We start from the raw sequence: 18,993 nt of genomic DNA on the forward strand, positions 1-18,993 counted from the left end.
GCTCCCCCATAATCCCCAACGGATACTGAACAGGCATCTCCCAGCCCGCAAAATCAACCATCTTTCCACCCAACTCAACATGAAGAGAGTAAAGTGGAGTGCGATTCGGTGCGTCGGTCATGGCAGATACCTTTTCGTATCGAGTGGTCGGAACGCATACCCGTAAGTTTGCCCCAAGCTGGATCTAATGCAACGATTCAGCCTTGGTGTTTCGGCCCAGAACCGCAGCCAGAGCGGGCATGTATACGAGCGCATGCATCGGCAATGTTCCTATAGGAAACTTTTTTCCGTTAGGCAACAGACGATATTCCCTGCGCTGGTAACTGGCACATTTGCGAAGCTGCACATTTAACTCGGAGTTTGGCTATAGTCATGCAGACAATTGAGAATTTGTGTATTCGCTACAGCTCACTGCGGTTGCGACTGCAACCTTTGAACGGCGTAATCCAGCACATGAAGCCCGGCGATCAGGTCACTTTCGGCGGTATCCTCGGCAAAATCGTGACTGATTCCGTTGATAGACGGCACAAACAGCATTGCAACCGGCATCAAGCGCGAGACGTTGGTGGCGTCATGAAGCGCCCCCGAGGGCATCCTGCGCCACTTGCCGGGCGCGACCTGTTCCGCCCCATGCTCGAACGCAGCGCGGAGCGAGGAGTCCATGGCCACCGGCTCCAACCCCAGCATCGGGCCGTAGCTTAAGCCCACGCCCATCTCTGCGGCGATCTCGGCGGCTGTGGCGCGAATGACCTCCTCCATCCTTGCAAGACGGTCGGCATCTCCGTCACGCCATTGCATCGAAAACCGCACCCGACCCGGTACAATGGACGAGGCGTTGGGGTGCAGATCCACATGCCCAATGGTCCAGACAGTTTGCGGCGCAACCACGTTTCGGAACCGGTCGTTCAGACGGGTGTTGAACACAGACAGAGCCTGAAACGCGTCGCGACGCAGGTGCATCGGGGTGGTTCCGGCGTGGTTCTGCTGACCGTCGAACTGAACCACCATATCGCGTATGCCGACGATGTCGGTGACAACGCCGATTTGCTCTTTCTGGGTATCAAGCGTTGGGCCTTGCTCGATATGCATCTCGATGAAGCCTGTGAAACGGGTAGGATCGACAAAGCCCTCCGCCAGATCGCCCATCGCGCCCCGAGCCGCAGCAAACGGCACGCCTGCATGGTCGGTCAGTTTGTCCGCCTGATCCAAAGGCAGCCCGCCCGACCAGATGGCCGAACCTGTGGTGACGCCAAACCGTCCCTCTTCATCCTGAAAGCTGACGACCGAGACTGGCTGATCGCTACTGCGCGCAATCTCAAGCGCGGCGATCACGCCTAAAGCACCGTCGAGCCAACCGCCCTCGGGTTGACTATCGCTATGTGACCCCATCAGCAGGGACGGCCCTTCGGCCAAACCAAACAGGTTCCCGACCGGATCAAATTGCGGGGTCAGGCCCGCTTCGGCCATCCGGTTCGCCAGCCATTTCCGGGCGGCAATGTCGGCCTCGAAATAGGCAGGGCGGATGACACCTTTGCCCACGCCCGAGGCACCGAATTCGCGCAGCTTGTGCAGATCGGCCAAAAAGCGGTTTTCGTTGATTGCCATGAACTCCCCCCAAACGTCTTGCGCGGCCAACCATAGCGCCCGGGCGGCAACCTGCAATCACCCTTCGATTTTTGCCAAACCCCTCTGGCCCCGGCCCGGAACCTGCCCTAAGACTTGCCAGCAAGAGGGACCGCCATGTCACATATAACACTGGTTCGTCACGGTCAGGCCAACACGGCAGCGCGGGACGAGGCAAACTACGACAAGCTCAGCGATCTGGGCCACCAGCAAGCGCGCTGGCTGGGCGCGCATCTGCGCGACACGCGCGCGCATTATCCTCGCGTCTATTGCGGCACGCTGACCCGGCATGTCGAAACCGCCTCGAGCATGGGGCTGCCTGAGCCGGTTCGCGACGCACGCCTAAACGAGATCGAGTATTTCACCCTGGCGCAGCTGTTTCACGAACAGCACGGCGTGGCGATCCCGACTGATCGCGAAGGGTTTGTTGATCACCTGCCCCGCACCTTCGCTGCGTGGGCCGATGGCGACATCCAGGATGCGCCCGAAAGTTTCGAACAGTTTGAAACCCGCGTCAGTGACGCCCTGCATGAAATCGGAACCGAGGGTGGGCCGGCCATTGTTGTAACTTCGGGCGGGTTGATCTCGATGGTTGTGCGGCAGGCGATGGGTCTGGATATCCCGTCGATGGCGCGGGTGGCCCTTGCCATCATGAACACCTCGATGCACCGCCTCCACCCGATTGGAGCGCAGCTCAGCCCGGTTCTGTTCAACGCGACCCCGCATCTGGAAGCGCCAGACCGTCAGTTCGCCCAGACCCATCTGTAAGGAGGTCTCGATGCAGCTTTACTACGCTCCCCGCACCATCTCGGTCGCTGTCGCAATAGCGCTGGAGGAGGCCGGTCTGGAGTATGAGGCGATCCGGTTGGACTTTGCCAATGGCGAACAGACCAAACCCGCCTACAAGCAGATCAACCCCAAGGGCCGGGTTCCGGCGCTGGCGGTGGATGGCGGTATTCTGACCGAGACCGGCGCGTTGCTGGACTATATCGCAACTATCGCCCCGCAGGCCGGGTTGGTCCCCGAAGACCCGGTCATGGCCGCGCGGATGCGCGAGGTGATGTACTACCTCGCCTCGACCATGCATGTGAACCATGCCCACAAGATGCGCGGGCACCGCTGGGCCGACAAGAAATCCAGCTGGAAAGACATGAAGGACAAGGTCGCGCAGACCATGACCGCGTCCTGCAAATACATCTCGTCGAACGGGCTGCGCGGGCCGTTTGTACTGGACGAGACCTTCTCACTGGCCGATGCCTACCTCTATGTGGTGTGCAGTTGGCTGGAAGGCGACGGCGTAGACGTCTCGGCCTTTCCCAAGATTCTCGCCTTCCGCGAGGCGATGGAAGCGCGGGGTTCGGTTCAGGCGGTGCAGGCCGCCGGAATGCTCTGACAAAAGGAAATATGATGACACATCTCTGGGTCCGGGCAGAACAGCGCCCGAACGAAGAACGGGTCGGCCTGACCCCCGAAGGCGCCGCCGCGCTGATCGCGGCAGGCATCCGTCTGACGGTCGAAGAAAGCTCTGTCCGCGCCATCCCGCTGGACGGTTACAAGGACGCAGGCTGCGAGATCGCGGCTGAAAACAGCTGGCCCGAGGCCCCGCAGGACGCGATCATCTTCGGCCTGAAAGAGCTGCCCGAGGACGGCACCCCCCTGCCTCATCGCCACATCATGTTTGGCCATGCCTACAAGGGCCAACATTCCGGTCGGGCACTGCTAGAGCGGTTCAAGGTGGGCGGCGGCACGCTTTATGATCTGGAATATCTGGTCGACGAAAACGGCCGACGTGTCGCCGCTTTTGGCTATTGGGCCGGATATGCCGGGGCAGCGGTCACGCTGAAAACATGGGCCGCACAGCAACGCGGACAGGAATGCCCGCCCGTTGGCGTCTATGCCAACAAAGACGCCCTGAACGCCGAATTGCTGGCCGAGTTGGACGCCATTGGCACCCGCCCTCGCGCCATCGTTATCGGCGCGTTAGGCCGAGTGGGTAAGGGTGCCGCAGATATGTGCGAAGCGATGGGTGTCAACGTCACCAAATGGGACATGGCCGAGACCGCCAGCGGAGGCCCATTCCCGGAAATCCTGGATCATGACCTGTTCCTGAACTGCATTTTCGCGCGCCCCGGCACGCCGGTCTTTGTCCCGCGCGAGGCGCTGACCGCGCCGCGTAAGTTGACCGCCATCGGCGACGTGGCCTGCGACCCGGACAGCAACTATAACCCGGTCCCGATCTATGACCGCGCCACCTCGTGGGAGGCTCCAGCCCTGCGCGTCGCCACCGACCCGGTGATGGATGTGATGGCCATCGACAACCTGCCCTCGATGCTGCCGGTCGAAAGCTCGCAAGACTACGCGGCGCAACTGCTGCCGTCTCTGCTGACGCTCACCGATCTGGACAGCGGCGTCTGGGGTCGGGCAGAAGCAACCTACAAAACGCATATGAGAGGGATCTGAGCGATGACGATTCACTGGTGTGGTACCGGCCTGTCGGCCATCCCCGGCCTGCGCCGCCTGATCGAAGGCGGGCACAAGGTCACCGTCTGGAACCGAACCATCGAGAAGGCAAAGGCCGAGGTTGGAGACCTGACCGACGACATCCGCGCCTTTGACATCGACGCTCTAGGCGCGGTGCTGGAGAAGGGCGACGTGATCGTCTCGATGCTGCCGGGCGACTGGCACGCGCCGCTGGCGGAACTGGCGATCTCGAAAGAAGCGAACTTCGTCTCATCCTCCTATATCGCGCCCGAGATGCGCGCTTTGGACGAAAAGGCACGCGAGGCTGGTGTGGCTTTGGTCAATGAGGTCGGGCTGGACCCGGGCATCGACCATCTGATGGCGCATGCTTTGGTGGCCGACTACCGCGCCTCGGACGCTTTTAATGCGCAAAACCATCTGAGCTTTATCTCTTATTGCGGCGGTATCCCCAAGAACCCGAACCCGTTCCGCTACAAGTTCAGCTGGTCGCCACTGGGCGTCCTCAAGGCGCTTCGCTCACCGTCAAAATCGATCCGCGACTACGCCCCGCTGGACGTCGCCCGCCCCTGGGACGCGATCAGCAGCTATATCGCGCCGTTGCCTACCCCGGAAAGCTTTGAGGTCTATCCCAACCGCGACTCGCTGCCCTTTATGGCCGAATACCAATTCGAGGATCACTGGCCGGTCAAAGAATTCGTCCGCGGCACTCTGCGCCTGAACGGCTGGAAAGACGCATGGGCCGACGTGTTCACCGAAATCGAAACCCTCTCAGGCCCCGAAGGTGACGCGCGCCTGAAAGAGATGTCGGACCAGTTCTGGGCCGAGAACGCCTATGACGAAGGCGAGCCCGACCGCGTGGTGCTTTGCGTTGGCCTGAAGGCCGAGAAAGACGGCGTTGAGGTTTGGCACAAAACCTACGTCATGGATGCCTGGGGCGATGAACGCGGCACCGCGATGGCGCGTCTGGTGTCGATCCCGGTTTCGCTGGCGGTTGAAGCCGTCCTGAACCGCGCCATCCCTGCTGGCGTTCACGCGGCACCCAGCGATCCGAAACTGGTGCAAGGCTGGATGGGTGAAATCGACACGCTCTCGCAGCATCTACAAATCGTGGATCACTTGGGTTAACCAGCCGGTAAAAAGAAAAAGGCCATCCCAGCATGTCTGGAATGGCCTTCAATCTCGTATTTTTTCCATCTCTTAGTCTGGCTTTCCTTACGACGCCCGAGCGTCAGATGTATCGATTGATCGTGTCCTCGATATCGCTGCGGTTTATGCCCAACTCGGCCAACTGATTGTCGCTCAGGCCATCCAGATACTGCGCAGCACGCACAATTTCCGGACTTATGGCCCTGATACGCATTGCGCGATCAAACAGAAGTAGAGCCGTAGCGGATGGCGTTGGCTGATTCGCGGGCGGGATGACATCAAACATATTCGTTACCTCACTCATTATATAAACGGCGTTTGTGAACGGTCGCGGACCCTGTTTCATTGCCGAAGTGGGGCACCGTTGAAAACGCTCTCATAGGCGCGCTGTTTGATCTCGCTCCGATCAATCCCGATATCCGCGAGTTGGTGATCCGAAAGTCTTTCCAGATTGCGCACCGTGTTCGAGAAAATGCGTCTCCGAAAAAACTCGACCTTTGCGTCCGCGTAGTTCGAGAACAAACCGTCAAAGAGGCCAGTCCGGGCTTCTGCAGTATGTGTATGTGCCATTTCTTTTCCTCCTAAATTTGATTTTCAGTGCAGTACTGACATCAAATAAAGGGACGCTGCGTTAACCAAAAAGCAGCGTTCCATTAAAGTTTCTTTAGGAAGATGGAGCACGATGGCACGCGCTATCCGGAGCCTTTGGCTACATCAGATCGTTCTCGATATCCTCAGCCGATATGCCCAACGCATCCAACCCGTTCTCAAGGTGGTCCGACAGATGCGGTGTGCCGATCAGATAATCGGCGCAGGGGGTTGAGGCCTCGGATTTGGCGGTGGCAATGGCCTCGGCAAGATCCTCGGCGAAAAAGCTTTCGCGCCCGATCCACATGATGGCGACCAACTCGGCTTGCTCATCCTCGCTCATCCGGTCGACAAAGGCGCGCAACTCACCTTCGGCCCGTCCCAGCTCACGTCCCATCATGGCAACCTGAGCCACTTTCCTTGCCGAAATTTCCAACATGCCTTCAGCTCCTCTTGTTCGCGGTTTCGACACATCAGACCCCGACACGCGCCCTGAGTCTTTGATCTTACGCAAACAGAGGGGCAACTATCGCCGAACCCGCGACACCGGTTGATCCGGAACAGGCGCAGTGCGGAACGGACGAAAGCGGGCTTTTTTGATCCACAGCTTGATTGCCTGCCATACGATCAGCGCAAAGGTGCGCCGCGCACCAAACGGACGCCGCAACAACGACCATAGTATAGAGCGGTTGGTCAGCGGCTGACGCGGACCCGTCAGCGTGGCGATCAGCCCGCCTCCTTCCCGCCCATAGTCGATCCATACCCCAACACGGTCGGGGCGATAGTCGAAGCGGAACGTGTAATTCCCCTCAATCTTCTGGAAGGGCGACACATGCATCAGCTTGTCCGCCACCACCCGGTCCGAAGGGTCGATGACCGCGAAACCCGGCTTGTGGCAGACATAGCTGTGGCGCGTCCCGTAAGTGTTGGTAACCTCAGCGACCACGGCGTAAAACTGCCCATCCCGATCAAAACAGAACCAGAAACTGACCGGGTTGAAAACATGGCCCAGAACCCTCGGCTGCGTCAGCAACATGATCTGCGCCGGCTGGGGTACCTCGAGTTCCTCAAACCGGGCGCGCAGCCATGGGGCTCCGATCCCCTGCCCCGGTTCACCGCCATGATCTGACCTGCGCCAATTGGTGATGTTCACGCGGTCGACTGAAAAAAGCAGCGGCGTGGACAGATCGGCCTCGGGGTCCAGCAGGATGTAGTCGACCGAATAGCGAAAGGCGTTTTCAATCGCCCCTTTGCGACCGTGGTAGGTGTAACCTGCTATGTGGTCGATATTTTTCATTCCGCCGCGCGTCCTGCTTTGCCTGTAAATTGTTCGACTTGCGCCCTTTTCAGAAAAGAGACGTTATTTGAAATACGGAATCCACCCCGGTTTGGACTTTTTTTGTCGCATGAAAGTGATCCGCCTTGGTGCCCCCCGCGTAATCCGGTTATGTTTACCGAGATCAATACCGTGACCTTGGACGAACCTGCGGCCGAACAGGCCGCCCCTCAGCCTTGGCGCGCAAAGAAACGCATCAAGGGTAGACAGGTGAACGGAACGAACGGCAGTTGCGACACCAGGACCGAGTGGGTGGAACATGTCAGGCGCATCCGAGACGCGCAGGACCAGGCGGCTTTTGCCGAGCTGTTCCAGCATTTCGCGCCGCGTATAAAGGCGTTCCTGATGAAGTCAGGATCAGACGCCGCGCTGGCTGAGGAATGCGCGCAAGAGGTGATGGCGACCTTGTGGCACAAGGCCCATCTGTTCGATCCGTCACGGGCCACGGTGGCCACTTGGGTCTTCACCATCGCTCGGAACAAGCGCATTGACGTCCTGCGCAAGCAACGCCGCCCTGAACCCGAGGAACTGGGATGGGGCCCCGAAGCTGAGCCGGACCAGGACGATGTCCTTGCGCTACAACAGGAAACCGCGCAGCTGCGCACCGCCATGCTGGCGTTGCCCGAGGCGCAGAGAGAGCTGATCGAGAAGGCGTATTTCGGTGATCTGAGTCACCGTGAGATTGCGTCTCAGACCGGGTTGCCCCTGGGAACGATCAAATCACGTATTAGGTTGGCGCTGGACCGCTTGCGCCACGCGATGAACTGAGATGAGCAAGATGAGCCAGTCGATTAAACACCACCTGACAGATGAGCTGCTGATGGCCTATGCCGCCGGCTCTCTGCCCGAGGCATTCGACCTGATGGTCGCAACCCATCTGTCGCTGTGCGACCACTGCCGTGCGCGCGCCGAAAGTTATGAGGCCGTGGGCGGACATGTCCTGGACGCACAACCCGATGCTGTCAGCATGAGCGACACATCCCTTGCCGCCACGATGGCCCTGATTTCTCAAGGCGCACCGACCCCCAAGCCCGCTCGTCCGGGCTGCGCCATCCTGCCGACCCCCCTGCAAGACTATGTCGGTGGGACAGTTGATGACATTCAGTGGAAACCGATTGGCATGGGCGTGAAACAGGCGATCCTGCCGACCAGCAAGGAGGCCACTGCCCGCTTGCTGTTCATCCCTGCAGGTGTCGCCGTCCCGGATCACAGCCACAACGGTACTGAATTGACGATGGTTCTTCAGGGTGCCTTTTCGGATGAGGTTGATCGCTTTGCCCGTGGCGATGTCGAGATTGCAGATGAAGATCTGCATCACACGCCGACGGCCGACATCACCGAGGATTGCATCTGTCTGGCCGTTACGGACGCACCGCTGAAGTTTAGCAAACTGATGCCGCGCCTTTTCCAGCCCTTCCTGCGAATCTGATCGTGTATGGTTCGGATCAGAACTGCCTCTGACAGGAGATATTTCATGAACCGAACAAGCTTGATTGCGCTTGGCTTTGCGTGCTTTGCCACGATTGCGTCTGCCCAGATGAAGGCTGATGTGAAGTTCGAGCCAGGCAACTTTGGCACAATGGTCAACGGTACCGTGACCGGAGATGAGTATTTTGACTACTCGCTCGGCGCGAAAGCCGGGCAAGAGATGTTTGCCGACCTCAAGGTCAGCGATACCAACGGCAATGGTGTGGTCTATTTCAACATCCTGCCCCCCGGTAGCGATGGCGTCGCGATCTATAACGGCTCGATTGACGGCAACACCGCCCGGATCGATCTGCCCGAGGACGGGGACTATACGATCCGCGTGTACTTGATGGGCAATGACCGAGATACAGGCAAAACCGTGGGCTACAATCTGGACCTGTCGATCCAGTAAGGTGCTACATGGCCTCGCTGTCGACTTCGGCGTTTTCAGACCGAATGGGAACCCCCAACAGCTCTAACGCGCCGCTGCGGCCCTTGACCTCGATCGGGGGGATGCTGACCAGTCCGTCCAAGAGGCCCGGCCCTCCAGCCGCTGTCACAAGGTCGTTCGAGACGATCAAGTCCATTTCCAGATCGCGGGTCAGGCTTTCAAGTCGTGCGGCTATGTTCACCGCGTCTCCAAACACCGAAAACTCCAGCCTGTCCTGATCGCCTATCACGCCGAGAAAAACCTCACCCCAATGCAAGCCGATTCCGGTGCCAAGTGACGGAAGGCCCGCCGATTTGCGCTCGGCAGTCCAGCGGGCCATTTCGTCCAACAGTCCTGCGCCGCAGTTCAGGCAGCGTTTTGCGGCCTGCTCGCCGTCAAACACGATCATGACGGCGTCTCCGATGAACTTGTCGATGATACCATTTTCCCGACGCACGACGGTTGAGACCCGACGCCTGTAGTCTGAGACCAGTTCAGAGACCTCATCCGGCTTGAGCTGTTGCGACAGTGTCGTGAATCCGCGTAGATCGATGAAAATCAAACCGGCCTTTTGGCGGCGTCCGTTTTTCAAAGCTGCCAATCCGCTGTCGCCGAGGTCTTGAACGACCTGCGAGGGCAGGTAGCGCGTCAGGTTCGCGCGACGCTGCGCCTCAGTTATGGATTGGAACAGCAACTTGTGAACCCGCCTTGCGGCGACGATCAGAACCACCCCGGCCAGAGCGATCATGAAGACGCGGATCAGGTTGGGCGGAGGCGCCAAAAATAGCCAGATGGGGCTGTCTGTGTGGCCGCGCGCGGATCCTGCATTTATCCCGATCAGGAACAGAAACCCAAGCGACAGCAAGACAACCTGCATCAACATGACCTTGGGGTTGCCGCGCAATACTCCGAAAGCCAGGACTACAGGGACCAGCCAGACGGCGGGCAAAACGAAGACCTCGTCCCCGACAAGGCCGGTATTGAGCAAGCCCAACCAAACCGAGACAATCAGGAACACAGAATCCGCGCCCGACACAGGCCAGGCCATCCAACCCGAAAAGCGCCCCTTGCGGGCCGCGATCCATGTCACAAACCCAAGCAGGAAATAGGCAAAGAGGGTTCCGAACGCGAACGCCCATTGGCGCTCCAGAACCGCGTGTCCACTGTTTGAAACCGGTTGGATCGTGACGAGGAAAAAGACGCCAAGACCCGCTGCAACACCCATCCGCAACAGGCCAACGATCTGCTCCGCGTCCTGTTCGGCCGTTCTCAGCAGTTGGTCAATTTCAGGCGGGTGCGCCGTGTTTTTCATTCAGCAACCTGTCTGTCAGGATGCGCATTCAGCCCTCGTGCCGCGTTAAAGGGACGACCTCCGACGGGGCCTCTGGCGCCAGTTCCTCAAAATCAAAGTTATCAAGCCGTTGCGCCCTGCGGCCAGCTTTTTCCGCGCTGATCTTGATGTCCGAGATATCCTTGGCCGCCTGTCCGAAATGGCGATCCAAATTGGCAACGCGGTCGCCCAAACGCTCGACATCCTTGTGCAGCATCCCAAGTTCTTTGCGGATGGCGCCTGCTTGTTCGCGCATCCGCGCGTCCTTGAGGATCGCGCGCATCGTATTCAGCGTCGCCATGCAGGTGGTCGGCGACACGATCCAGACGCGTTTGGTGAAACTCTCCTGCACCAATTCGGGGAACTTGGCGTGCAACTCGGCATAGACCGCCTCGGACGGTAAAAACATCAGCGCGCCATCGGCGGTCTCACCGTCCAGAATGTACTTCTCAGCGATATCGTTGATGTGTTTGCGCACCGTGCTGCGGAACATCTGAACCGCCGCCTTCAACTCGGCATCATTGGTCGAGCCAATCAGCGCCTCATAGGCCTCCAACGGGAATTTACTGTCGATCACAATCGGCCCCGGAGGGTTCGGCAGATGAATCAGACAATCCGCCCTGCGTCCGTTCGAGAGGGTTGCCTGTAACTGGAAACTGTCATGCGGCAGCGCTTTGGAGACGATGTCATTCAGCTGAATCTCACCAAACGCGCCCCGCGTCTGTTTGTTCGACAGGATATCCTGCAGCGACAAAACATCGCCGGACAGCTTGGTGATGTTGTCCTGCGCCTTGTCGATGGCGGCCAACCGCTCCTGCAGCTGAGTCAGCGAGGTCGCGGTCTGCTTAGAGGACCCGTGCAGAGATTCCTTCATCCGCTCCTGCATCTCAGCCAGCGCGCGAGCTGATTTCATGGCATTGTCGGCCAGCCGGTCATTCATCTGCTGCTGTACCGAGGACAAGCGGGATTCGACCGTTTGGATCACCTGCACCTGCGCATTGGCCTGAGTGTCCGAGACGTGCTGCAGCCCTCCGCGCAATTGCTCCTGCCCCTGCCCCAAAGCCTGCACATGTTGCCCCAGATGCGCCATCTGACGCGCCAGAGGCTCCGCCATTCGCGCGGAACGCTGAGACGCCCGCAGCGACAGGAACAGCAACAAGAGGATCAGCGCCAGAACACCACCCGCAACGAGGATTACGGGGTCATTCAGTGCATATTGGGTGCCTGCAATCTCGATCATATAAACCTGTGTGTTCTCGTTTTGTTTCTATCTTCTTAAACGCTTCGCGAGACCGGATCAACTGCGCCCGAACAGGCGCTCGATATCGCTGAGTTTCAGTTCAACATAAGTGGGTCGCCCGTGGTTGCATTGGCCGGAATGCGGGGTGGCCTCCATCTCGCGCAGCAGGGCGTTCATTTCCTCGGCCCGCATCCGGCGGCCAGAGCGGATTGAGCCATGGCAGGCAACGCGGCTGAGGATCGCCTCAATCCGCGCCTGTACCATCTGACTGTCGCCCTGATCGGCCAGCTCATCGAGGATATCCAGGATCATCGCGCGGGCATCGACCTCACCCAGAATGGCGGGGGTTTCGCGCACGGCAATGGCACCGCCGCCAAAAGGCTCCAGCGTCAGACCAAGGCGCGAGAGGTCATCGGCCACTGCCATCAACCGTGCGCAATCGCCTTCGGACAGCTCGACGATCTCGGGGATCAGCAAAGCCTGCGCGGCGACACCGTTCTCGGCCATTTGCGTTTTGAGCTTTTCATAAACCAACCGCTCATGCGCCGCGTGCTGGTCGACGATGACCATCCCGTCGGCGGTTTGTGCGATGATGTAATTTTCATGCACCTGACCGCGTGCTGCCCCCAAGGGCAGGTCCTGAGGCGCGGGTTCTTCAGCGGTCACCGGGGTCACAACCGGGGTCGGCTCAACGATGCTGCCGCTATAGTCCCTTGCCAATTCAGCAAAGCCGGGGGATTGCGCCCGATACGCGGCTTGCCGGGCCGCCTGCGACGGCCGGTCCATCTGGTAGACCCGCGCAGGGGTAGGCTGCGGCGCCTCGGGCCGCATCGCGCCCAAAGTCGCGTTGGCAACGGTCGAGGACGCCCGATGTCCGGCTTCGGCCAGCGCGTGGCGCAGGGCGGATACGATCAAACCACGCGCGACGCCGGGATCGCGGAACCGAACCTCTGACTTGGCGGGATGCACGTTCACGTCCACCAGCGTCGGATCGCAGTCGATGAAAAGCGCCGCAGCAGGGTGGCGGTCACGGCTGAGAAAGTCGAAGTATGCGGCCCGAAGCGCGCCCGTGAGCATCTTGTCACGGACCGGACGGCCATTGACGAATAGGTATTGCGCGACAGCAGCCCCGCGCGAATAGGTCGGAAGGGCAGCATAACCGTACAACCGGATGCCTTCGCGGGTCGCATCGATCTGCAGGGCGTTTTCGGCGAACTCGCGCCCGATCACGCGGGCCAGACGGGCGTGAAGGGCATCAAAAAGATCGCCATTCTCGCGGTCGGCGCGGAAGGTCACGCGGCCCTCACCTCCGCCCGAGACGTCGCGCAAGATGAACGTGACGGAAGGCTCAGCCATGGCGAGGCGCTTGACCGTATCACCGATGGCCTGCGCCTCGGCCCGATCGGTGCGCATAAACTTTAGCCGTGCCGGCGTGGCGAAAAACAGATCGCGCAGCTCGACCACTGTGCCTGCACGAAGGGCGGCGGGCTTCACCGCCTCCATCTTGCCGCCCGATACCGCAATCGACGCCGCATTCGCCCCCGGAACGCGGCTGGTGATCGACAAACGACCTACCGCGCCGAGCGAGGGCAAAGCTTCACCCCGAAAGCCGAAGGTGTGAATGTTCAAAAGGTCCGACCCGTCGATTTTCGAGGTCGCATGGCGCGACAAGGCCAGCGGCAGATCCTCGGGCGCGATACCACAGCCATCATCGGTGACACGAATCAAGGTCTTGCCCCCGTCCGCGATATCTATGGCAATACGGGTGGCTCCGGCGTCGACGGCATTCTCGACCAGTTCCTTGACGGCCGAAGCCGGACGTTCGACCACTTCACCCGCGGCGATGCGGTTGATCGCAGCATCGTCGAGCTGCCGGATAACGGGTCGTGTTTCGCTGATATTGGGGGTCGTCTGCGCCATACCACCAGACCTAGCACATCACGGCCCGATTCTGCCACCGGATTGAACCGTAATATCGGCCGATCTTTCAGATCAAGAAGGGAGGGGGGCCGGACAGTGTTCGGGGGCTGGCTGCGCCGCCCTCACCGAACCCTGCCCGGACTTACCGAAGTGAGTGGTAGTTGTTAGCCGGTAATGTAGTTGACCTAACATGCAATTAGTTAAATTGCTTATTAAGAGTCATCTTTATTTACTCTGGGCAAAGTTCAGCCGATGAACTGCGGGAACCAGTGGCAGGAAAGTGCCGCTTCACGCAGGTGTGTGTGCACCCACTCGGGTGCGGCACCGGCCGAAGAGGGCAGTCAGGGCCAGAATCACGCCGGACATTGTGGCGATCATCCCGGCCGCACTGACGGCGTCCGCCGCGCCCACCCAAAGCGGGCCATACCCGGCCAGCACATAGCCCGACACGGCTGAGAGGATGGCGAACCCCACGCTCCAGGCGACTTGCGTCTCTAGCCGGTTGGTCATCATGCGTGCTGCAGCCGGGGGGCAGATGAACATGGCAATCACGATGATCGATCCGACGGCATCAAAGGCGGCAACAGCGGCGATCGCGGCGACAATGACCAACGCCAGCCCTAGCGCGCCCGTGCGGATGCCTATGGTGCGAGCGAACCCCTCATCGAAGGTCGAGATTTTCAGCGGCCGCCAGAACAGCCATGTGAACATCAGAACACCCAGCATCGTCACTGCAATCCGCGGCAGTTCAGGCGGCAGTCCGGCCAAGGCCTGCAAGTCCCAAAGCGAGGACCAGCCCGTCGCATCCAGCCAGATCAGGCTTTCTAAATTGCCATAAAGCGCATGTTCCACATCCAGATGTACGGTTGAGGTATCCGTCTGCTCCAACAGCAGCACGCCTCCCGCGAACATGGTGGTAAAGACCACGCCCATAGCCGCACCCGGTTCGATCTGGCCCAGCCTCCTGATCGCCTCGATCAGAACAACGGCCACGATCGCCGCTCCCGCCGCGCCCAGCATCATGGGCCAGGTTGAGATCGCTCCGGTCAGCAGAAAGGCTACAACGATGCCGGGTAGAACCACATGGCTGATCGCATCCCCGATCAGCGCCTGTTTGCGCAGCACGAGGAAGTTGCCGGGCAAGGCGCAGGCAATCGCTGCAAAGGTGCCAATCAACAGTGGCGTCAGCGACAGTGGTACGAATTCCTCACCGCTCATGCCGGAACCCCCTGTGGTCCGCCGATGCGATTGTCTATTTCCGCGATCTGATCCTTGGTCAGTACGGTTTCGATGTCACGCAGGCCATCGTATAGCGCGGCAGTCGCTTCGTGCGCCTGATCTGCGCGAACGACCTCCCACCGCTTTTCATCGCGCAACGCTTTGGCAGCGCGAGCTTTGCCAGCCTCGGTCGCCACGCCATCAGCACGAACAAGATCAGCGCGTCGCAACAGGCGCAGGGTTAAAGGTTCGTAGATTTTCTGGCCTTGCGCCAAAGCCAACAGCCCTTGTCGGATATGCACCCGACGTTGGAACCTCAGATGGCGCAGAACGGCGGCCAGAACGCCTCGAACCGGGGCGAGGAACAGGGACAGGACAAAAAAGGCGAAGCTGACCAGGACTATGATTGGCCCAGTCGGCAGATTCGGCGCAGTGGCCGACAGGGCAGCGCCGATAAAGCCTGCCAAACCACCCGCGAGACCGGCCAGCAAGACAACGCGATCCGACCGCTCGGACCAGAACCGCGCAGTGACCGGAGGGATGATCAGCAAAGCCACGATCAGGATCAGGCCAACGATCTTCAGCCCAACCACAGTGACCGCCATCACCAACCCCATCATCGCTAGGTCAATGCGATGCACGGGCAAGCCACGGGCGGCGGCATATTCGGGGTCAAACGCCACCAAAGTCATAGGGCGACGCAGGATCATCACCAGCACCAGGGTCGCCGCGCCTCCGATTGCGATGATCAAGGCATCCGCCCACAGCATCCCGGCCGTTGAGCCCAGCAGGAACCCCTCCAACCCCGCTTGCCGACCAACGCCCATGGTTTGAATGACGGTCAGCAGGACGATGCCAAAACCGAAGAACACCGATAGAACCGCGCCGATTGCCGCATCCTCGGCCAGTCGCGTGTGGCGAGTCAGCCAGTTCAGGCAGAGAAGACCAACCCAAGCCGAGACCGCCGATCCCGCCAGCAGACCCAGCAGGTTGCGCCCGTCACCACCAAGGGCGACCAACAGCATGAAGGCCAGACAGACCCCTGGCAAAGTCGCATGGCTGATCGCGTCACTAACCAGCGCACGTTTGCGCAAAAACAGAAAGGTGCCGGTCACTCCGGCCGAGACTCCCAGCAAACTCGCACCAATAGCGACCAGCGTGGCGTTGTAGCCAAGCTGCAGGCTGAGCGCATCCCAGAGCATTCCCTACCCCAGCGCGCGCGAAATCTGGTCGATTTGCGCGGTGGCCAAGCGGCCTCCGTATGCGGACTGAAGGGTTTCAGCGGTAAAGGCCAGCGCCACCGAGCCTTCGGCGATCTTGCGCGTGTTGATCAGGAAGACATGATCAAAGTAGTCCGTGACCGTGGCCAGATCGTGATGGACGACTACCACGGTCTTGCCCGCCTCCTTCAGCGATTTCAGCACTGCGATGATGGCTTTTTCGGTGGCCGCATCGACACCGGCGAAGGGCTCATCCAACAGGTAAAGATCGGCGTCCTGCGCCAAGGCACGGGCTAGGAACACCCGCTGTTGCTGGCCGCCGGACAGCTGGCCGATCTGACGATCTGCAAAATCGCGCATGCCAACGCGGTTCAGGCAATCCATTGCAGCCGCTTTGTGCCGCGCGCGGACACGGCCCAACAGGCCCAGTTGACGCGACAGGCCCATGAGAACCACGTCAATAACGCGGGTCGGGAAATCCCAGTCAACACTGGCGCGCTGCGGGACATAGGCGATCCGGGCACGTTGTTCCTCGAGCAGTTGACCAAATACAGTCACCTGCCCGGACAAGGGCGTCACGATCCCAAGCGCCGCTTTCAGGAGTGTTGATTTCCCTGCCCCGTTCGGGCCGATAATCGCCGTCATCGCCCCCGGCTGAACTGTCATATCCACCGAGAATACAGCAGGCTTCTGACCGTATGAGACTGTCAGACCACGCACCGCCAGCGGGCTGGCCTCAATCCCTTGGTCTTCGACGGAAACACCCTGAACCGCTGCAAGCTCTAGCATCACTCAAAACCCCGCAGACAGTTTGCCGTTCAGACCCTGATCGGGGACATCCGCCCCCAAGGCCCCTGCGATCACGGTGATATTGTGATCCAGCATGCCGACATAGGTGCCCTCATAGGTACCTGGCTCGCCCATGGCATCGGAATACAGCTCACCCCCGACCGAGACTTTGTGCCCCTTGGCCGCCGCGCCTTCGATCAGCGCGCGCATAGACCGATCCGACACCGAGCTTTCTACGAACACGGCCGTCAACTGGCGGTCGACCAAAGTGTCGACCAATTCTCCGATCCGGTTCAGACCGGCCTCGGACTGGGTCGAGATGCCCTGAACGCCCATCACCTCATAGCCATAGGCCGCACCGAAATAGCCGAAGGCGTCGTGGGCGGTTAGCAGTACGCGGCTGTCCTCGGGCACTGCGGTCAGGGCCTGTTCAGCATAGGCTGTCAGGGCGTCCAGCTCGGCCAGATGCGCCTGTGCGTTCGCGGCAAAAATCTCGGCAGCTTCGGGGCGGGCCTCGGTTAGCGTCTCTTGGACCTTGGTGACCACATCGGCCCAAAGGGCCGGGCTCATCCAGATATGTGGGTCATATTTGTCGGCATAGTCATCATGCGCACGTAGCTTCGATTTATCGACGCTTTCGGCCACGGCAACCACGGTCTGCTTGCGGCCGAGGTCTTCAAAGAAATCTTCCATCTGCGCCTCAAGGTAGAGACCGTGCCACAGCACCAGATCCGCGCGGGTCATGGCGACGATATCGCTGCGGGTCTGGCGATAGGCATGCGGATCAACGCCGGGACCCATGAGGCCCTTTACCTCAACCTGATCGCCGCCGACCTGTCGCACGGCGTCGGCAATCATGCCGGTCGTAGCCACGACTTTCAGCGGCGCCTGCGACCATGCAGCAAGCGGCATAGCGGCGGCGATTGCGAGAGCAGCAAGAAAATTGCGACGAATCATAGTTGATCTCCGGAGTTCGGACCCTGTTGCGGTGAAATATGAGAACGACTCGCAACTAAGTCAATGCTATTGCGAATTAGTCGCAACAAAATCCCGCTTTATTTGTCCAAATGGTCAAAAAACTGCCATGAGACCGCTCTGCTGCCTTCCATTTAAGGCCAAGCCGTGCGATTTTGGCGCAAACCTCCCAAAGGATGTGAGAATGGAACCGCAGCGCTCAGACAGCCCCGTGCGCACCGCGCATCTGCCGCAAGTAACCGAACCCAGAAACCCCGGAATGGATCTTGATCTAGATTGGGTTCGGGCCGTGCAGGCCAATACCTCGGCGATCGAACGCCGGGCGGCAACCCTGCCCGGTAGGCGGTCGGTGAAGAAGGACTATCAGGCCGCGTGGCTGCTGAAGGCGGTCACGATGATCGACCTAACCACCCTGTCAGGTGACGACACGGTGGGACGCGTGCGCCGTTTGTGTGCCAAGGCGCGCCAACCGGTTGCGCCAGCAACTTTACAAGCGCTGGATATGCCCGCAATCACCACAGGGGCCGTCTGCGTCTATCACGACATGATCGAGACTGCCGTTGCCGCTTTGAAAGGCACTGGGATACCCGTGGCTGCCGTCTCCACCGGGTTTCCGGCAGGCCTGTCGCCATTCCACCTGCGCGTGGCCGAGATCGAAGAGAGCGTGAAAGCCGGAGCGGAAGAGATCGACATTGTCATCTCGCGCCGGCACGTGCTGTCGGGGAACTGGCAGGCTTTGTATGATGAGATGAAAGCCTTCCGCGCCGCCTGCGGCGATGCCCATGTCAAAGCCATTCTGGCGACCGGAGAGCTGGGCAGCCTGCGCAACGTCGCGCGCGCCTCGCTGGTGTGCATGATGGCGGGGGCAGACTTCATCAAAACCTCGACCGGTAAGGAAAGCGTCAACGCCACCCTGCCCGTCTCGCTGGTGATGATCCGCGCGATCCGCGACTACTATGACCGCACCGGGTATCGTGTGGGGTACAAGCCTGCGGGTGGTATCTCCAAGGCCAAGGATGCCTTGGTGTACCTGTCGCTGATCAAGGATGAACTGGGCGACCGCTGGCTGGAACCCGACCTGTTCCGCTTTGGCGCATCGTCGCTGCTGGGCGATATCGAACGGCAGTTGGAACATTATGTGACGGGCGCGTATTCCGCCGGTTATCGTCATTCACTCGGCTGAGCCTGCGGCACGCACGGGACAATGAGTATTTGGGAAAAGATGAAGTC

General features: G+C 60.0%; 20 protein-coding genes and 1 pseudogene. 8 read left to right on the forward strand and 13 right to left on the reverse strand.

Going from position 1 to position 18,993, the window contains the following annotated elements:
- Positions 1-121: pseudogene (gene gcvT, locus ACR0NO_RS14145) on the reverse strand (glycine cleavage system aminomethyltransferase GcvT); the annotation flags it as partial.
- 287 nt (positions 122-408) lie between these two features.
- Positions 409-1,605, reverse strand: coding sequence for a Zn-dependent hydrolase (locus ACR0NO_RS14150; RefSeq protein ID WP_480724402.1), 1,197 nt, complete (start codon positions 1,603-1,605; stop codon positions 409-411).
- A 135-nt stretch (positions 1,606-1,740) separates the two neighbouring features.
- Here ACR0NO_RS14150 and ACR0NO_RS14155 point away from each other — a divergent pair, with 135 nt between their 5' ends.
- Genes ACR0NO_RS14155 through ACR0NO_RS14170 form a run of 4 tightly spaced genes read left to right on the forward strand, consistent with a single transcriptional unit; the run spans position 1,741 to position 5,229 of the window.
- Entirely contained in the window at positions 1,741-2,391 is a 651-nt protein-coding gene (locus tag ACR0NO_RS14155) for a histidine phosphatase family protein (RefSeq protein WP_480724403.1), read from the forward strand.
- A gap of 10 nt (positions 2,392-2,401) precedes the next feature.
- Entirely contained in the window at positions 2,402-3,016 is a 615-nt protein-coding gene (locus tag ACR0NO_RS14160; protein ID WP_480724404.1) for a glutathione S-transferase family protein, read from the forward strand.
- A 14-nt stretch (positions 3,017-3,030) separates the two neighbouring features.
- Positions 3,031-4,083: a saccharopine dehydrogenase gene (locus tag ACR0NO_RS14165; protein WP_480724405.1), complete on the forward strand. Its 1,053-nt coding sequence runs from the start codon at positions 3,031-3,033 to the stop codon at positions 4,081-4,083.
- Positions 4,084-4,086: 3 nt separating this feature from the next.
- Positions 4,087-5,229: a saccharopine dehydrogenase family protein gene (locus tag ACR0NO_RS14170; protein ID WP_480724406.1), complete on the forward strand. Its 1,143-nt coding sequence runs from the start codon at positions 4,087-4,089 to the stop codon at positions 5,227-5,229.
- Positions 5,230-5,332: 103 nt separating this feature from the next.
- Here the strand turns inward: ACR0NO_RS14170 and ACR0NO_RS14175 are convergent, their stop codons facing one another.
- The 4 genes from ACR0NO_RS14175 to ACR0NO_RS14190 all read right to left on the reverse strand — a co-directional run bounded on the left by ACR0NO_RS14175 (position 5,333) and on the right by ACR0NO_RS14190 (position 7,135).
- On the reverse strand, positions 5,333-5,464 hold the full coding sequence (locus tag ACR0NO_RS14175) for a hypothetical protein (RefSeq protein WP_480724407.1): 132 nt from the start codon (positions 5,462-5,464) through the stop codon (positions 5,333-5,335).
- 128 nt (positions 5,465-5,592) lie between these two features.
- The gene (locus ACR0NO_RS14180; RefSeq protein WP_170379288.1) at positions 5,593-5,820 is read right to left on the reverse strand and encodes a DUF1127 domain-containing protein; all 228 of its coding nucleotides are present in this window, start codon (positions 5,818-5,820) and stop codon (positions 5,593-5,595) included.
- Between the two features lie 139 nt (positions 5,821-5,959).
- On the reverse strand, positions 5,960-6,277 hold the full coding sequence (locus ACR0NO_RS14185) for a DUF3775 domain-containing protein (RefSeq protein ID WP_170379290.1): 318 nt from the start codon (positions 6,275-6,277) through the stop codon (positions 5,960-5,962).
- A gap of 87 nt (positions 6,278-6,364) precedes the next feature.
- A complete protein-coding gene (locus ACR0NO_RS14190; protein WP_480724408.1) occupies positions 6,365-7,135 on the reverse strand; it encodes a DUF1365 domain-containing protein in 771 nt (256 codons plus the stop codon).
- A 291-nt stretch (positions 7,136-7,426) separates the two neighbouring features.
- On the opposite strand from ACR0NO_RS14190, the gene ACR0NO_RS14195 reads away from it, so the two are divergent.
- From ACR0NO_RS14195 to ACR0NO_RS14205, 3 genes are read left to right on the forward strand one after another with little or no spacing between them, the layout of a single operon-like run.
- Positions 7,427-7,942, forward strand: coding sequence for a sigma-70 family RNA polymerase sigma factor (locus ACR0NO_RS14195; RefSeq protein ID WP_425084919.1), 516 nt, complete (start codon positions 7,427-7,429; stop codon positions 7,940-7,942).
- A 10-nt stretch (positions 7,943-7,952) separates the two neighbouring features.
- Positions 7,953-8,603: a ChrR family anti-sigma-E factor gene (locus ACR0NO_RS14200; protein WP_170473205.1), complete on the forward strand. Its 651-nt coding sequence runs from the start codon at positions 7,953-7,955 to the stop codon at positions 8,601-8,603.
- Between the two features lie 45 nt (positions 8,604-8,648).
- Positions 8,649-9,053, forward strand: a complete 405-nt coding sequence (locus ACR0NO_RS14205) for a hypothetical protein (protein ID WP_170379296.1) — start codon at positions 8,649-8,651, stop codon at positions 9,051-9,053.
- Between the two features lie 4 nt (positions 9,054-9,057).
- On the opposite strand, the gene ACR0NO_RS14210 is transcribed toward ACR0NO_RS14205, so the two are convergent.
- From ACR0NO_RS14210 to ACR0NO_RS14240, 7 genes are all read right to left on the reverse strand, one after another.
- The gene (locus tag ACR0NO_RS14210) at positions 9,058-10,383 is read right to left on the reverse strand and encodes an adenylate/guanylate cyclase domain-containing protein (RefSeq protein ID WP_480724409.1); all 1,326 of its coding nucleotides are present in this window, start codon (positions 10,381-10,383) and stop codon (positions 9,058-9,060) included.
- 28 nt (positions 10,384-10,411) lie between these two features.
- Entirely contained in the window at positions 10,412-11,641 is a 1,230-nt protein-coding gene (locus ACR0NO_RS14215; RefSeq protein WP_170459724.1) for a DNA recombination protein RmuC, read from the reverse strand.
- A 57-nt stretch (positions 11,642-11,698) separates the two neighbouring features.
- Entirely contained in the window at positions 11,699-13,561 is a 1,863-nt protein-coding gene (gene mutL, locus ACR0NO_RS14220) for a DNA mismatch repair endonuclease MutL (protein WP_480724410.1), read from the reverse strand.
- A gap of 288 nt (positions 13,562-13,849) precedes the next feature.
- Entirely contained in the window at positions 13,850-14,779 is a 930-nt protein-coding gene (locus tag ACR0NO_RS14225; RefSeq protein WP_480724411.1) for a metal ABC transporter permease, read from the reverse strand.
- Entirely contained in the window at positions 14,776-15,981 is a 1,206-nt protein-coding gene (locus ACR0NO_RS14230) for a metal ABC transporter permease (protein ID WP_480724412.1), read from the reverse strand. Before ACR0NO_RS14230 ends, ACR0NO_RS14225 begins: the two co-directional genes overlap by 4 nt.
- 3 nt (positions 15,982-15,984) lie before the next feature.
- Complete coding sequence (locus tag ACR0NO_RS14235; protein WP_170679364.1) at positions 15,985-16,788, reverse strand: metal ABC transporter ATP-binding protein; 804 nt, start codon at positions 16,786-16,788, stop codon at positions 15,985-15,987.
- 3 nt (positions 16,789-16,791) lie between these two features.
- Positions 16,792-17,745: a metal ABC transporter solute-binding protein, Zn/Mn family gene (locus ACR0NO_RS14240; RefSeq protein ID WP_480724413.1), complete on the reverse strand. Its 954-nt coding sequence runs from the start codon at positions 17,743-17,745 to the stop codon at positions 16,792-16,794.
- A gap of 202 nt (positions 17,746-17,947) precedes the next feature.
- Here ACR0NO_RS14240 and deoC point away from each other — a divergent pair, with 202 nt between their 5' ends.
- The gene (gene deoC, locus ACR0NO_RS14245; protein WP_480724414.1) at positions 17,948-18,946 is read left to right on the forward strand and encodes a deoxyribose-phosphate aldolase; all 999 of its coding nucleotides are present in this window, start codon (positions 17,948-17,950) and stop codon (positions 18,944-18,946) included.
- The last annotated feature ends 47 nt before the right edge of the window (positions 18,947-18,993 follow it).

The organism is Ruegeria sp. CL3 (genome assembly GCF_056536505.1).

Coding starts and splice junctions, on each gene's coding strand:
- ACR0NO_RS14235 (WP_170679364.1), bottom strand. CDS start 16,788: ATGCTAGAGCTTGCAGCGGTTCAGGGTGTTTCCGTCGAAGACCAAGGG.
- ACR0NO_RS14160 (WP_480724404.1), top strand. CDS start 2,402: ATGCAGCTTTACTACGCTCCCCGCACCATCTCGGTCGCTGTCGCAATA.
- ACR0NO_RS14155 (WP_480724403.1), top strand. CDS start 1,741: ATGTCACATATAACACTGGTTCGTCACGGTCAGGCCAACACGGCAGCG.
- ACR0NO_RS14150 (WP_480724402.1), bottom strand. CDS start 1,605: ATGGCAATCAACGAAAACCGCTTTTTGGCCGATCTGCACAAGCTGCGC.
- ACR0NO_RS14175 (WP_480724407.1), bottom strand. CDS start 5,464: ATGCGTATCAGGGCCATAAGTCCGGAAATTGTGCGTGCTGCGCAGTAT.
- ACR0NO_RS14210 (WP_480724409.1), bottom strand. CDS start 10,383: ATGAAAAACACGGCGCACCCGCCTGAAATTGACCAACTGCTGAGAACG.
- ACR0NO_RS14185 (WP_170379290.1), bottom strand. CDS start 6,277: ATGTTGGAAATTTCGGCAAGGAAAGTGGCTCAGGTTGCCATGATGGGA.
- ACR0NO_RS14200 (WP_170473205.1), top strand. CDS start 7,953: ATGAGCCAGTCGATTAAACACCACCTGACAGATGAGCTGCTGATGGCC.
- ACR0NO_RS14215 (WP_170459724.1), bottom strand. CDS start 11,641: ATGATCGAGATTGCAGGCACCCAATATGCACTGAATGACCCCGTAATC.
- ACR0NO_RS14225 (WP_480724411.1), bottom strand. CDS start 14,779: ATGAGCGGTGAGGAATTCGTACCACTGTCGCTGACGCCACTGTTGATT.
- ACR0NO_RS14170 (WP_480724406.1), top strand. CDS start 4,087: ATGACGATTCACTGGTGTGGTACCGGCCTGTCGGCCATCCCCGGCCTG.
- ACR0NO_RS14190 (WP_480724408.1), bottom strand. CDS start 7,135: ATGAAAAATATCGACCACATAGCAGGTTACACCTACCACGGTCGCAAA.
- ACR0NO_RS14180 (WP_170379288.1), bottom strand. CDS start 5,820: ATGGCACATACACATACTGCAGAAGCCCGGACTGGCCTCTTTGACGGT.
- ACR0NO_RS14230 (WP_480724412.1), bottom strand. CDS start 15,981: ATGCTCTGGGATGCGCTCAGCCTGCAGCTTGGCTACAACGCCACGCTG.
- deoC (WP_480724414.1), top strand. CDS start 17,948: ATGGAACCGCAGCGCTCAGACAGCCCCGTGCGCACCGCGCATCTGCCG.
- ACR0NO_RS14240 (WP_480724413.1), bottom strand. CDS start 17,745: ATGATTCGTCGCAATTTTCTTGCTGCTCTCGCAATCGCCGCCGCTATG.
- ACR0NO_RS14205 (WP_170379296.1), top strand. CDS start 8,649: ATGAACCGAACAAGCTTGATTGCGCTTGGCTTTGCGTGCTTTGCCACG.
- ACR0NO_RS14165 (WP_480724405.1), top strand. CDS start 3,031: ATGACACATCTCTGGGTCCGGGCAGAACAGCGCCCGAACGAAGAACGG.
- mutL (WP_480724410.1), bottom strand. CDS start 13,561: ATGGCGCAGACGACCCCCAATATCAGCGAAACACGACCCGTTATCCGG.